Source organism: Pseudomonas sp. WS 5051 (assembly GCF_012985715.1).
Taxonomy (GTDB): Bacteria; Pseudomonadota; Gammaproteobacteria; order Pseudomonadales; family Pseudomonadaceae; genus Aquipseudomonas; species Aquipseudomonas bubulae.
Window position 1 is genome coordinate 348,400 of the sequence record NZ_JAAQWV010000001.1, and the last position, 13,968, is coordinate 362,367.

13 protein-coding genes are annotated in these 13,968 nt (G+C 59.7%); 8 read left to right on the top strand and 5 right to left on the bottom strand.

The window, feature by feature from the left end; translation table 11 throughout:
* Positions 1-10 precede the first annotated feature (10 nt).
* The 8 genes from hisI to HBN79_RS01485 all read left to right on the top strand — a co-directional run bounded on the left by hisI (position 11) and on the right by HBN79_RS01485 (position 6,737).
* Entirely contained in the window at positions 11-412 is a 402-nt protein-coding gene (gene hisI, locus HBN79_RS01450; RefSeq protein WP_095000833.1) for a phosphoribosyl-AMP cyclohydrolase, read from the top strand.
* Positions 405-737: a phosphoribosyl-ATP diphosphatase gene (locus HBN79_RS01455; protein ID WP_095000832.1), complete on the top strand. Its 333-nt coding sequence runs from the start codon at positions 405-407 to the stop codon at positions 735-737. Before hisI ends, HBN79_RS01455 begins: the two co-directional genes overlap by 8 nt.
* A 24-nt stretch (positions 738-761) precedes the next feature.
* The gene (locus HBN79_RS01460) at positions 762-1,040 is read left to right on the top strand and encodes a twin-arginine translocase TatA/TatE family subunit (RefSeq protein WP_019825245.1); all 279 of its coding nucleotides are present in this window, start codon (positions 762-764) and stop codon (positions 1,038-1,040) included.
* A gap of 10 nt (positions 1,041-1,050) precedes the next feature.
* Entirely contained in the window at positions 1,051-1,467 is a 417-nt protein-coding gene (gene tatB / locus HBN79_RS01465; RefSeq protein WP_095000831.1) for a Sec-independent protein translocase protein TatB, read from the top strand.
* A gap of 4 nt (positions 1,468-1,471) precedes the next feature.
* Complete coding sequence (gene tatC / locus HBN79_RS01470; protein WP_095000830.1) at positions 1,472-2,269, top strand: twin-arginine translocase subunit TatC; 798 nt, start codon at positions 1,472-1,474, stop codon at positions 2,267-2,269.
* Positions 2,266-2,976, top strand: a complete 711-nt coding sequence (locus HBN79_RS01475; protein WP_095000829.1) for a 16S rRNA (uracil(1498)-N(3))-methyltransferase — start codon at positions 2,266-2,268, stop codon at positions 2,974-2,976. The genes tatC and HBN79_RS01475 overlap by 4 nt, the downstream gene beginning before the upstream one ends.
* A 179-nt stretch (positions 2,977-3,155) precedes the next feature.
* On the top strand, positions 3,156-5,072 hold the full coding sequence (locus HBN79_RS01480; protein WP_095000828.1) for a methyl-accepting chemotaxis protein: 1,917 nt from the start codon (positions 3,156-3,158) through the stop codon (positions 5,070-5,072).
* 96 nt (positions 5,073-5,168) lie between these two features.
* Positions 5,169-6,737: a methyl-accepting chemotaxis protein gene (locus HBN79_RS01485; RefSeq protein ID WP_095000827.1), complete on the top strand. Its 1,569-nt coding sequence runs from the start codon at positions 5,169-5,171 to the stop codon at positions 6,735-6,737.
* Positions 6,738-6,774: 37 nt separating this feature from the next.
* Here the strand turns inward: HBN79_RS01485 and HBN79_RS01490 are convergent, their stop codons facing one another.
* From HBN79_RS01490 to HBN79_RS01510, 5 genes are all read right to left on the bottom strand, one after another.
* Positions 6,775-7,509, bottom strand: coding sequence for an amino acid ABC transporter ATP-binding protein (locus HBN79_RS01490; protein ID WP_095000826.1), 735 nt, complete (start codon positions 7,507-7,509; stop codon positions 6,775-6,777).
* Positions 7,502-8,464 carry an amino acid ABC transporter permease gene (locus tag HBN79_RS01495; protein ID WP_095000825.1) on the bottom strand — a complete coding sequence of 321 codons (963 nt, stop codon included), beginning with the start codon at positions 8,462-8,464 and terminating at the stop codon, positions 7,502-7,504. Before HBN79_RS01495 ends, HBN79_RS01490 begins: the two co-directional genes overlap by 8 nt.
* 71 nt (positions 8,465-8,535) lie before the next feature.
* On the bottom strand, positions 8,536-9,333 hold the full coding sequence (locus HBN79_RS01500; RefSeq protein ID WP_016783160.1) for a transporter substrate-binding domain-containing protein: 798 nt from the start codon (positions 9,331-9,333) through the stop codon (positions 8,536-8,538).
* A 284-nt stretch (positions 9,334-9,617) separates the two neighbouring features.
* Positions 9,618-12,170: a glucans biosynthesis glucosyltransferase MdoH gene (gene mdoH, locus HBN79_RS01505; protein ID WP_095017735.1), complete on the bottom strand. Its 2,553-nt coding sequence runs from the start codon at positions 12,168-12,170 to the stop codon at positions 9,618-9,620.
* Positions 12,163-13,893: a glucan biosynthesis protein G gene (locus HBN79_RS01510; RefSeq protein ID WP_095001089.1), complete on the bottom strand. Its 1,731-nt coding sequence runs from the start codon at positions 13,891-13,893 to the stop codon at positions 12,163-12,165. The genes mdoH and HBN79_RS01510 overlap by 8 nt, the downstream gene beginning before the upstream one ends.
* Between the last annotated feature and the right edge of the window lie 75 nt (positions 13,894-13,968).

Sequence of the window (13,968 nt, forward strand, 5' to 3'; positions counted from 1 at the left end):
GGAGTCGAACATGAAAGACTGGCTGGACGAGATCAAATGGGACAACGACGGCCTGGTGCCGGCGATTGCCCAGGACCACAAAACCGGGCGCGTACTGATGATGGCCTGGATGAACCGCGAGGCACTGAGCCTGACGGCAACCGAGAACCGTGCCATCTACTGGTCACGTTCCCGTGGCAAGCTGTGGCGCAAGGGCGAAGAGTCCGGCCATGTGCAAAAGCTGCATGAAATGCGCCTGGACTGCGACGCCGACGTGATCATCCTGATGGTCGAACAAATCGGTGATATCGCCTGCCATACCGGCCGTCAGAGCTGCTTCTACCGCGTGTACGAAAACGCCGAGTGGAAGATCGTCGACCCGGTACTTAAAGATCCGCACGCCATTTACCAAGCAGGGCACTCCCATGACTGACACTCTGAGCCGCGTAGCCCAAGTGCTCGAAGCGCGCAAAGGCGCAACCCCGGACAGCTCCTATGTGGCCAGTCTGTACCACAAGGGCCTGAACAAGATTCTGGAAAAGGTCGGCGAAGAGTCGATCGAGACCATCATCGCCGCCAAGGACGCTGCCATCAGCGGTGATTGCAGCGATGTCATCTACGAAACAGCCGATCTGTGGTTCCATAGCATGATCATGCTGGCCCAGCTGGGGCAGCATCCTCAGGCCGTACTGGATGAACTGGAACGTCGTATCGGCACCTCCGGCCATGTGGAAAAAGCCTCGCGGCCGTCCACCTAACCCTTATTTGCAAAGGAACAGATCATGGGCATTTTTGACTGGAAACACTGGATCGTCATTCTGGTAGTCGTAGTCCTTGTCTTCGGCACCAAAAAACTGAAAAACCTGGGCACGGATGTCGGCGAATCGATCAAGGGCTTTCGCAAGGCCATGAACGACGACGAAAAGCCTGCCGAGCCCGTGGTTCCACCTGCGCAGCCAACCGCCGCGCCGCAGCCGCACACCACTTCGACCCTGAACGAGCCGCACACCATCGACGTGCAGGCGCAAAAAGTCGAAGAGCCGACCCGCAAAGACGTGTGAGCCAAAACTAATGTTCGGTATCAGCTTCAGTGAACTGCTGCTCGTCGGCCTGGTGGCCCTGCTGGTGCTCGGCCCCGAGCGCTTGCCGGGTGCTGCACGCACGGCGGGCCTGTGGATCGGGCGCCTGAAACGCAGCTTTAATGCGATCAAACAGGAAGTTGAACGGGAAATCGGCGCGGACGAAATACGTCGGCAGCTGCACAACGAACATATCCTGTCGATGGAAGAGGAAGCCAAGAAAATTCTGGCTCCGCTGCAGGACGCTGTGAAGCCGTTAACGCCCACCGAGCCACCTGTCAGTACCGCTCCCGTCGCACACCCAGAGTCTGCGAGCGCTGCGCCCGTGACCCTGAGCAAAACCGCGTCCGCCCCTGCGCCGCAACCGGCAGCGCCACACGACCCCACCCTGCCACCGCGAGCCCCTTAAGCGCATGAGCGATAAGCCTGAACACGACCAGCCAATGCCGCTGGTTTCGCACCTGACCGAGTTGCGTACCCGCCTGTTGCGCTGCATCGCGGCGATTTTCATCATTTTTGCCGGGCTGTTTGCCTTTACCCAGCAGATCTACACCCTGGTCTCCACGCCGCTGCGTGAATACCTGCCGGTGGGTGCAACGATGATCGCCACCGACGTGGCCTCGCCGTTCCTGACCCCCCTCAAGCTGACCATGATGGTCTCGCTGTTTATCGCCATTCCGGTGATCCTGCATCAGATCTGGGGGTTTATTGCACCGGGCCTGTACAAGCATGAAAAACGCATCGCCGTGCCCCTGCTGGTGTCGAGCATTTTCCTGTTTTACGCCGGCATGGCCTTTGCCTACTTCCTGGTATTCCCGCTGGTGTTCAAGTTCTTCGCCGCTGCCACCCCGGAAGGGGTTGCGATGATGACCGATATCAGCAGCTACCTTGATTTCGTCATGACCCTGTTCTTTGCTTTTGGCGTGGCCTTTGAAATCCCCGTAGCCGTAGTGCTGCTGGTGTGGATCGGCATCGTCGATGTGCAATACCTGCGCAAGATCCGCCCCTACGTGATTATCGGCTGCTTCGTGGTCGGCATGATCCTGACCCCGCCCGACATTTTCTCGCAAACCTTGCTGGCGATCCCGATGTGGATGCTGTTTGAAATCGGCATCCTGTTTGGCAGCCTGGTCAGCAAAAACAAGCGTGGCGATGACGCAGACGAGCAACCGGCCGATAACGACGCCCAACCGCCAGCACCACAAGCGTGAACCTGCTGCTCCTCGAAGAGGCTGATTTCATTGCCGCCGACCGCGTGATCCTGCGTGACCGGCGCCTGACGCATATGCAGGAAGTTCACCGTGCTGCAGTGGGCGACAGCCTGCGCGTGGGGCGCATTGGCGGGCTGATGGGCAGCGCCGAACTGGTGCGTCTGGAGGCCAAAGAGGCTGAGCTGGTTATCCACAGCCTGGACCTGCCGCCACCCGCCAAACTGCCACTGACCCTGCTGCTGGCGCTGCCGCGCCCGAAAATGCTGCGCCGGGTGCTGCAAACCGTAGCCTCGATGGGTGTGCCCAAGATCATTCTGGTCAACAGCTACCGGGTTGAAAAAAGCTTCTGGCAGACACCGTTTCTGGAGCCCGAAGCCATCCGCGAACAGTTGATCCTGGGGCTGGAGCAGTCCCGTGACAGCGTGTTGCCCGAGGTCATCATCGAAAAACGCTTCAAGCCGTTTGTCGAAGACCGCCTGCCGGCGCTGGTGGAAGGCACCCTGGGCCTGGTGGGCCACCCGGGGGATTACCCGGCCTGCCCGCGCGGGCTGGATGAGGCCGTAACCCTGGCCATCGGCCCTGAGGGGGGCTGGATCCCCTACGAGATCGACTTGCTGGCCAAGGCGGGCTTGCAGCCAGTGCAACTGGGCGCACGCATCCTGCGGGTCGAAACCGCCGTCACGGCGCTGCTCGCCCGCCTGTTCTAGACCGCTCTGCAGGGCGCTGCGGGCGCATTCCAGGCCCGCAGCAGCCCCTGACATTTGTGTAGCCTCTTTTCCTCCTTAAGATTTGCTCGCTCGAGCCGATGCAGTAGCACTTCAATATCACTCAAGAAGCCATGGACGGCTGTTATCGATGCCAATCGATCAAAAAAAGGAACTCGTCCATGAACCATTGGTTGACTGCCACACTAGGCAATATCAGTGTCAATCGTAAGCTCGGCCTGGGCTTCGGCCTTGTGTTGCTGCTGACCCTGCTCATCACCATCACCGGCTGGAAGGGGCTGACCAGCGTGATTGAGCGGGGCGACAAGCTGGCCAATATTTCCCAGGTCATCGCCCTGATCAAGGATTTGCGCATTGCCCGCGTCACCTACGACAAGAACAACGGTGAAAACGGCCCGGGCGAGGTCAATGACCTGCTCAACAAGATCGGTAACCAGCTGGTCGCCGCCAACAAGCTGATGGTCCAGGCCAATGACCTGAGCATGAGCAAGGACGAAATCAGGGCCGTCGAGCAGTACAAGAGCATCTTCGCCACTATCGATGAGGCGACCCGGGCACGCGAAGTCAGCAGGGCCAAGCTCGGTGCAACATCCGTCGCCGCCCTCAGCCAGATTGCCGGGATCGAAAAGGACGTGCTCCAGAGTGAAAACCTGGCCGAGTTCAACAGCGTCAACCAGGTCAACCGGTCGCTGTTGCAGGCCCGCTTCGAGGTGCGCGGCTACACCCACACCGGCGACATCGATGCCGCGGTGCCTGCCGTGGAAGCCATCGATCAAGCGCTGGCAGAACTGGCCAGCCTCAGTAAGCGACTGCCCGCTACCTATGCCCCTCAATTCGAGCAGGCCATCGCTTCGCTGAAGAACTACCGCGCTGCCTTTATCGACTTTCGCGATTCCCAAGTGAATAGCGACAAGCAATTATCACAACTGCAAGTACTGGGCGATGCACTGGTCGACCTGAGCAACAAACTGTCCCTGTCACAACTTGACCAACGGGATATCGATACCCGACACGCCAAAACCGCGCTGCTGGTCTGCGCATCATTGGCACTGGTGCTGGGCATTATCGCGGCCTGGATCATCACCTGGCAGATCGTTACGCCCTTGCGCGACACGCTCAATATTGTCCGGGCCGTGGCAGCCGGTGACCTCAGCCAGAGCCGCCCGACAACCCGCCGTGACGAACCCGGCCAGCTGCAGCAGGCCATTGAAGTCATGCGCGGGGGCTTGCACGAACTGATCTGCGGGATCGGCGAAGGCGTTAGCCAAATTGCCAGCGCAGCGGAGCAGCTGTCTGCCGTTACCGGGCAAACCAGCGCAGGGGTCAACAGCCAGCGCATCGAAACCGATCAGGTCGCCACTGCCATGAATGAAATGGCCGCCACCGTGCATGAAGTCGCGCGCAATGCCCAGGAAGCGTCCAAAGCCGCGATCACCGCCGACCTGCAAGCTCAGGAGGGTGACACCGTGGTGGCCCAGGCCGTTGAGCAGATTGGCCGCCTGGTGGCGGAAGTGCAGCTATCCACTGATGCAATGGCACATCTGAAGCACGAAAGTGACAAGATCGGTAGCGTACTGGATGTCATCAAGGCTGTTTCGCAACAAACCAACTTGCTGGCCCTCAACGCCGCAATTGAAGCCGCCCGTGCCGGAGAGGCAGGTCGTGGTTTTGCCGTGGTGGCCGACGAGGTACGCAGCCTGGCGCAGCGCACGCAGAAGTCCACGGAAGAGATTGAAGTGCTGATCACGGGCCTGCAAAACGGTACGCAACAAGTATCCAGCAGCATGGACAGCAGCCGGTTGCTGACGGACAGCAGTGTCGAGTTGACCCGGCGGGCGGGTGAGTCTTTGAGCACCATTACCCGTACCGTATCGACCATTCAAGGTATGAATCAGCAGATTGCGGCCGCGGCCGAGCAACAAAGCGCGGTGGCCGAAGAGATCAACCGCAGTGTGGTGAATGTGCGCGACGTGTCAGAGCAAACTGCCACCGCCAGCAAGCAGACCGCCGCCTCCAGCATTGAACTCGCACGGCTAGGCACACAGCTGCAAACCCTGGTGGCCCGTTTCAAGGTCTGACCAGGAGCGGTGCGACTTTCGTCACACTAACGGCAACTGTCCTTCAGTTCCGGGCCACGACGCCGATGACCTGATACCCCTCCAAGGAGTATCACCATGTACCGTCAGCTGGCCCAACTGCTGGGCAATATCAGCGTCAACCGCAAACTCTGCCTGGGCTTCGGCCTGGTGCTGGTGCTGACCCTGCTGATTGCCGGCACGGGCTGGAACGGCCTGGTCTCGGTGATCGACCGGGGCGACAAGCTGGCCAACATTTCGAAAATCATCAGCCTGACCAAAGACCTGCGTATTGCCCGCCTCGAATATGAACGCCAGCCCGGGGAAAGCGCACTTGCCGGCGTTACCAACCAACTGAGCGAACTGGACAACGCACTGGCGTTGTCGCGCAAACAGCTGACCTCTCCCGACGACCTGGCCCTGGTTGAGCAGCAGCTCAACGCCGTGGCGGAGTACAAACGTGCCTTCGCCGACCTTATCCAGGGCACCCAGGCCAGTGATCAAGCCGTTGAACGCATGCACCAGCAGGGCAATGTCCTGATCGAGCAAAGCCAGAAGCTCTCGACCCTGCAGGCCACCAAACGCAACAACGAAAGCCGCCAGGCTACCAACCTGCTGATCGGCTGCACACTGCTGGCATTGGTACTGGGCATCATTGCTGCCTGGGTTATTACCCGCCAGATAGTCATACCGCTGCAACGCACCCTCAAAACCGTTGAGCGCATTGCAGCAGGCGACCTGACCCACGACCACCCGACCGACCGCCGCGACGAGCTGGGCCAGCTACAGCAAGCCATACAGCGCATGACTGCCGGCCTGCGGGAGTTGATTGGCGGTATCAGCGACGGCATAACGCAAATCGCCAGTGCCGCCGAAGAACTCTCGGCGGTCACCGAGCAAACCAGCGCCGGGGTCAACAACCAGAAGGTCGAGACCGATCAGGTCGCTACCGCCATGCACGAAATGGCGGCAACCGTGCAGGAAGTGGCGCGTAATGCCGAAGAAGCTTCCGAGGCTGCGCTCGCGGCCGACCAGCAGGCGCGTGAGGGCGACACAGTGGTCGCGCAGGCCCTGGCCCAGATCGAGAAGCTGGCCATCGAAGTCGGCCACTCCACCGACGCCATGGGCCATCTCAAGCGCGAAAGCGACAAGATCGGCAGTGTGCTTGACGTGATCAAGTCCGTGGCCCAGCAAACCAACCTGCTGGCGCTCAACGCGGCGATTGAAGCGGCACGGGCGGGTGAAGCCGGTCGCGGCTTTGCCGTGGTGGCCGATGAGGTACGCAGCCTGGCGCAGCGCACGCAAAAATCCACGGAGGAGATCGAAGAGCTGATTGCCGGGCTGCAAAGCGGCACCCAGCAGGTTTCCAGCAGCATGGACAGCAGCCGCGCCCTGACTGACAACAGCGTTGAGCTGACCCGTCGAGCAGGCGAATCACTGGGCAATATTACCCGCACGGTGTCTACGATTCAGGGCATGAACCAGCAGATTGCCGCAGCCGCCGAGCAGCAGAGCGCGGTGGCGGAGGAAATCAACCGCAGTGTATTGAATGTGCGTGATGTGTCTGAGCAAACCGCCGCCGCCAGCGAAGAGACAGCAGCATCCAGCGTTGAACTGGCGCGCCTGGGTACGCATTTACAGACATTGGTGGGGCGGTTCAAGGTTTAGAAACCTCTGCCCCTGTGGGAGCGGGCAGGCCGTGCTCTTAAAGCACCTGACGCAAAAACGCCTGGGCGCGCAGGTCTTTGGGCGAGGTGAAGAAATCTTCCGGGGCGGAATCTTCCAGTAACTTGCCGTGGTCGAAGAACAACACGCGGTTCGCCACTTCACGGGCAAAGCCCATTTCGTGGGTCACGCAGACCATGGTCATGCCTTCGCGGGCCAGGGTCTTCATCACGTCCAGCACTTCGCCGACCATCTCCGGGTCGAGCGCCGAAGTCGGCTCGTCAAACAACATCACCTTGGGTTCCATCGCCAGCGCACGGGCAATTGCCACACGCTGTTGCTGGCCACCCGAGAGACGTGACGGGTACTCATTGGCTTTTTGCCCGATCCCGACCTTGTCCAGCAATGCCCGGGCCTTGGCTTCGCGCTCGGTCTTGCCGCGCTTGCGCACAACCTTCTGCGCCAGGCACAGGTTTTCCAGCACGGTCATATGCGGAAACAGGTTGAAATGCTGGAACACCATGCCGACTTCACGCCGGTAGGCGTTCACGTCGGTCTTGGGGTTGGCCAGATCCAGGCCGTCGATGCTGACGGAGCCCGAGTCGAAGTCTTCCAGGCCGTTGAGGCAGCGCAGGAAAGTCGACTTGCCGGAACCCGACGGGCCAATCACCACCAGCACTTCGCCCTGGGCGACGGTGGTGCTGACGTTGTCCACGGCGCGCACGATATGGCCGCGGGTGTCGAAGACTTTTACCAGTTCGCGAACTTCAATCACTTTGCGCGAGCCTCCGCTCAAGCCGGCTGGCGAAATGCGACAGCGGCAGGTTGATCAACAGGTACAGGCCCGCTACGCAGAACAGGATTTCGAACGGCGAAAACGAGGTAGTGATGACTTCCCGACCGCTTTTGAGCAGTTCGGTAATGGCAATCACCGACACCAGCGAAGTGTCCTTGACCAGGCTGATAAATTGCCCGGCCAATGGCGGCAGCACCCGCTTGAACGCCTGCGGCAACACCACATAGCGCATCGACTGGCTGCCGTTGAGGCCCAGCGAGCGGGCCGCTTCGTTTTGCCCGCGAGCAATGGACTGCACGCCCGAGCGGATGATTTCAGCCACATACGCACCGGTGAACAGCGACAGCGCGGCAATACCGGCAAATTCGCGGGACAGGTTGAGTACGGTGCCGATAAAGAAGTAGAAGATAAAAATCTGCACCAGCAACGGCGTGCCACGGACCAGTTCGACGTACAGTGTCGAGAGGTCGCGCAGGGTCGGGTTGTTCGATAGCCGGCACAGGCCCGTAACCAGCCCGATAATCAAGCCCAGTACGCCAGACACCAGCGACAGCCAGACGGTCGTCCACAGGCCCCACAGCAGCGGCCCCGCAGCCCAGTGGCGGTTGACGCCGATCACATCGCCTTCGTCGACTTCGTCACCTTCGGCCAGTTGCAGGCTATTGCCGGCAACGCTCACCCGTTGTTCATTGCCATCATCACCGCGCAGCAGCACTTCGGCAGTGTCGCCCTTGCGTACCAGTTCGATGATGGTCGAGTGCTCAGCAGCCCGCTGGGCTTCTTCGGCCTGATAAGCGAAATACTGGGGGACGCGGTTCCAGCGCCATTCGTAAGACATCAGCGAGGTGGCGTAATACAAAGCCCCCGCCAGGCCGATGAGCACCAGCACGGTCAATACGTGCCAGGGCCACTGGGCTTTTTTTTGTTTGATCACTTTCAGGTTCCACGTCTTGTATCGCTAGGGAGGCCGTCATCGCGGGCAAGCCCGCGATGATTCAATCAGCCTTATTCCATGTCCTTGAGCCAGGCGGTGTCTTTGAACCACTTGTCATGGATGCGATCGTAAGTGCCGTCTTCGTGGATCTGGTGCAGGAAGTTGTTGATGAAGTTGATGCTGTCGTAGTCACCCTTCTTCAGACCGAAGGCCAGTGGCTCGTAGGTGAATGGCTGGTCAAGGAACACCAGTTTGCCGTTACCGAACTTGTTGACGGCTACAACGTTGTAAGGCGCGTCGTATACAAAGGCATCAGCCTTACCGTTAACCACGTCCAGCACACCTTCAGGCTCGTTGTCGTAGCCGTGGTACTGGGCTTTGGACATCAGCTTGCGGGCGATCATTTCGCCGGTGGTGCCGATTTTCGAGGTCAGGCGGTATTGCGGGTCGTTGAGGTCTTTGTAGGACTTGATCTTGTCAGCCAGTTCCTTGCGTACCAGCAGGGTTTGGCCCACAACAATGAAGGGTTCGCTGAAGTTCAGGCGCAAGTTGCGTTCCTGGGTCAGGGTCATGCCGCTGCCGATCATGTCGAACTTGTTGGTCATCAGGGCCGGGATGATGCCGTCGTAACCGGTAGACACCAGCTCCAGCTTGACACCCATGGACTTGGCCATCGCTTTGAGCAGGTCAACTTCGAAGCCAATGATCTGGCCACGCTTGTTGGTCATTTCAAAGGGCATGTAGGTAGGGTCCATGCCCACCTTTAAGGTGCCACGCTTGACCGCATCATCAATTGCGCCTGCATGGGCTGCGCTGATCGCCAGCAGTGCAGTGACACCGCACAGCAGTTTCGAGACAAACTTCTTCATCATCAACTCCCCCTCACCTACTCAATTAAGGTGTTGGCCTGCGGCTGGCTTGAAGCAAAAAGCCAATAAAGCCGGGCGCTCACCCATTCGAAAACGGATGCTAACTCACTGAGGGTTGTGAGACGAGTTTTGAAACAGAAAAGGCCAATGGCCGGGGGATACAGTCACTGTGGGAGCGGGCTTGCTCGCGATACAAGCGACGCGGTGCAACAGGTATTACGAGGTGATGCAATCGCGAGCAAGCCCGCTCCCACTTAAAGCGGAAACGGGTTGCTCACGAAGGATCAAGCTGCAGGCTGCAACGGCAACAGCGGTGCGTGAGGGTCGGCAGCAACCGACTCACGCCAGGCGTTCAGCCAGCCTTCGTGCCCCTCGCTCCACACCAGCGCATGCAGGCGTGCAAGGGCAACCGGGTCGCTCAACAACTGCATGCGCTCGTTGTTGGTAACGCCCTCTGGACCGACTTTGAGTGCATGACGCACACGCTCGGTACGCAACCACTCAATCGGCTCGGCTTCCCGGTGACGCGAGGTCGCCAAAGCACAGGCCAATGCGTTCTGCTGCGGATCAACCACGGCCCGGACAAAACCGTCATGCAGCGCATGGTAGCGATTTTCATGGGTGTACTCGGCCGTAGCCGACAACTCACGGGGCGGCGCATATTCCTCAGGAATCAGGAACAGGCTTTCGTCACGGGTCTTGAGGCCCAGTTTCACCCGGCTGGAGATCACGGAAACCGGGATCGACAACATCAGTGAACCGACAATCGGTACCAGCCACCACAAAAAGCTCGGGTTCAACCACAGCACCAATGCAGCCCATGCAGCACCCAGCAGGGTTTGCGGGCCATGACGGCGTACGGCTTCGCTCCACGGCGTGGAGTCGTCGTCACGCTGTGGCGAGTTCCAGGTCGCCGCCCAGCCCAGAAACGCGGCCAGTACAAAGCGGGTGTGGAAGATCATGCGCACCGGTGCCAGCAGCACCGAGAAGAGCATCTCAAGCAGCATCGACAGCGTTACTTTGAACTTGCCACCGAACTCTTTGGCACCCTTGGCCCAGATCAGAATGATGCTCAGCAGCTTGGGCAGGAACAACAAGACGATGGTGGTGGAAAACAGCGCCACGGCTTTTTCCGGGTGCCACTGTGGCCACAACGGGTACAACTGCCGTGGTTCCAGGAAGTACTGTGGCTCCATCAGCGTGTTGACCGCCAGCAGGGCCGTCGACAACAGCAGGAAGAAGAACCACAACGGTGCCGACAGGTACGACATCACCCCGGTCAGAAACACCGCACGGTGCACCGGGTGCATACCCTTGACCAGAAACAGGCGGAAGTTCATCAGGTTACCGTGGCACCAGCGACGGTCACGCTTGAGTTCATCCAGCAGGTTAGGCGGCAATTCTTCATAGCTGCCCGGCAAGTCGTAGGCAATCCACACCCCCCAACCGGCACGGCGCATCAACGCAGCTTCCACGAAGTCGTGGGACAGGATCGCGCCCGCAAAAGCGCCTTTACCCGGCAGCGGCGCCAGGGCGCAGTGCTCGATAAACGGCTTCATGCGGATAATTGCGTTGTGACCCCAGTAGTGGGATTCACCCAACTGCCAGAAGTGCAAGCCGGCGGTAAACAGCGGGCCGTACACACGGGTGGCGAACTGCTGCATGCGCGCATACAGCGTGTCCATGCCCGAGGCTCGTGGCGCGGTCTGGATGATACCGGCGTCCGGCGTAGCTTCCATCAGGCGTACCAGGCTGGTCAGGCACTCACCGCTCATCACGCTGTCTGCGTCGAGCACCACCATGTACTTGTAATCACCGCCCCAGCGACGGCAGAAGTCGTCAAGGTTGCCGCTTTTACGTTTTACACGGCGACGGCGACGGCGGTAGAAGATCCGCCCGAAGCCTTCGGTTTCGCGGCATACATCCAGCCAGGCCTGTTGCTCGGCAACGCAGATATCGGGGTCGTTGCTGTCACTGAGGACGAAGAAGTCGAAGCGGTCCAGGTCGCCGGTGGCGGCCACCGACTCGTAAGTCGCGCGCAAACCCGCGAATACACGGGTGACGTCTTCGTTGCAGATCGGCATCACCAGCGCGGTACGCGCTTGTTCCGGGATCGGTTCATTACCGGCGCTGGCGCCGGAAATACGGTATTTGTCGTGCCCGGTCAGCAGTTCCAGAAAGCCCATCAGGGCGGTCCAGAAACCCGCCGACACCCAACAGAACAGAATCCCGAACAGGATCAGGATGCTGGTTTGCAGGGCATAGGGCAGCACTTGCTGGGCCGTTTGCATCAACGGCTGGTGCAATACTTCTTCAAGGTCAACGAACGACCAGCCCTGGTACGGCATGATGCCTTTCATGTACCAGCCCGCAACGATGGTCTGGCCGAGCATCAACACCAGCAGGATGTAGCGGCGGATCGAACCCACCGTACGCCAGCGGGCCTTGGGCAGGACGCGTTCGTCGATTTCCGGCTTGGGCGGGTTGCTGCGCCCGGTCAGGCGCCGCCAGCCACGCACCAGGATATTGGTGCGCCATGGCTCTGGCACTACCTTGGTACGGCGAATCGGCGGCGTAGCCTTGAGCATGACCCGGCCGCTGGCGTCGAGGGCGAGCATTTCTGCTTCCTCAAGTTCAGCCGCCGAAGTCAGGTTCAGACGCGTGCCCACCGAAGCCTGAGCGGCCTCGGCGGCATCCACGTCGCTCTGCGCCGACAAGCGCGCATGCAACTCGGCGAACGAGGTGCAGTTCGCCAGTTCCGCGCGCTGCTCATCGCTCAGTGGTAAATGCGCCAGGTACTCGCTGAGCGAGGCCGGGTGGGGCTGAGCATTACTCATCGGCTGGCAACTGGTAGCTCCAGGTCTCGGTCAGCACTTTTTCAGTCTTGACCGGCTCCGGAGTGGCTGGGGTCGCTTCAGGCGCCTTGGCGTCCTTGGCTGCGTGGTCTTTCTTGTCCTGTGCCTTGGCCGCAGCTTTCTCGGCTTTGGTCTCAGGTGCCTTATCCGCTTTGGCGGCCGCAGCCGGCTCAACGTCCTGGACCAGCGCTGCACGCATTTCCGTGGCCTTGCTCGGGTCTTTGATTTTCAACCGCAGGGTCAAACGCCAGCCCTTGGTTTCAGGGTTGTAACGCACGTTGTTTTCAACCAGTTCGGCGTTGTCACCCACACTGACCTGGCTGCGCACAGCAGCATTTTCCGGCAGAGCCTTGAGGGACGGGCCTTCGAAGTCCACCAGATACGCCACACTGCCGTCTGGTTGGCGGATCAGGTTGGATTGCTTGACGTCACCGGTCGAACGCAGGGTCTGTTGTGCCCAGGCGCTGTCGGCCGGGTGCAGAGCTGCTTCATCCATGGTCCAGTGCAGGCGATAAGCGAAATCAAACGGCTTGAGCGGCTCCGGCAGGGTGTCCGGGCTCCAGAAAGCAACAATGTTGTCGTTGGTTTCATCAGCAGTCGGAATTTCTACCAGATCAACCGAGCCTTTGCCCCAGTCGCCCTGAGGTTCGATCCACGCACTTGGACGCTTATGGTAGTTGTCATCCAGGTCTTCGTAGTGGCTGAAATCCCGGCCACGTTGCAGCAAGCCGAAACCACGCGGGTTTTCAACGGCGAAGTTGCTTACCGACAAGTGTTTCGGATTGTTCAGCGGACGCCAGATCCACTCGCCGTTACCGGCGTGAATGGCCAGGCCCGACGAATCGTGCAGTTCGCGACGGTAGTTGAGGACCTTGGACGGCTGGTTGGCGCCAAACAGGTACATGCTGGTCAGCGGAGCGATGCCCAGCTTGCCGACCTTGTCACGCAGGAACATTTGCGCTTTGACATCCACTACCGTGTCCACGCCCGGGCGCAGGGTAAAGCGGTAAGCACCGGTAGCCCGTGGCGAGTCCAGCAGGGCGAAGATCACCAGATGCTTGTCGTTAGGCTTGGGTTTTTCGATCCAGAATTCGGTGAAGCGCGGGAACTCTTCGCCCGACGGCAATGCCGTGTCGATCGCCATACCACGGGCCGACAGACCATAGATCTGGCCCTTGCCCACAACGCGGAAGTAACTCGCGCCGAGCATGGTCATGATCTCGTCCTGTTTGTCCGCCTTGTTGATCGGATACAGCACGCGGAAACCCGCCCAACCGAGGTTTTCGGTGGCTTTAGGATCGAACTTGACGTCACCGAAGTCGAAACGGCTCGGGTCGTACTTGATCTCTTCAACCGTGGTGGCGGTCACTTCGTTGATTTTCACCGGCGTGTCGAAATGCATGCCCTGGTGATAGAAGGACAGTTTGAACGGGGTTTTGTCACCCGCCCACTGGGCCTTGTCACGGTTGAACTGGATTTTCTGGTAGTCCGCGAATTTCATGTCGCGGAATTCCTTTGGCAAATTGCTGCGCGGCGCTTGGTACTTCTGCTCGGCGAGGGTTTTAGCCTCAGCCGCCACGTCATCCAGACTGAATGCCCACAGTTGACCCGCACCGAACAAGCAAAAGAGCGCAGAGCCCGTCACCAGTGCGTTACGCAACCGCTTGGCAGACATTTTTGGTGCATTTAATGGACTAACAATCACGAGCAAACCTCGCCGAAAACAGATGATGAAACCAACGGCCAGCGATCTAAATGCCAGGTTGGCGAGCACTGTTCC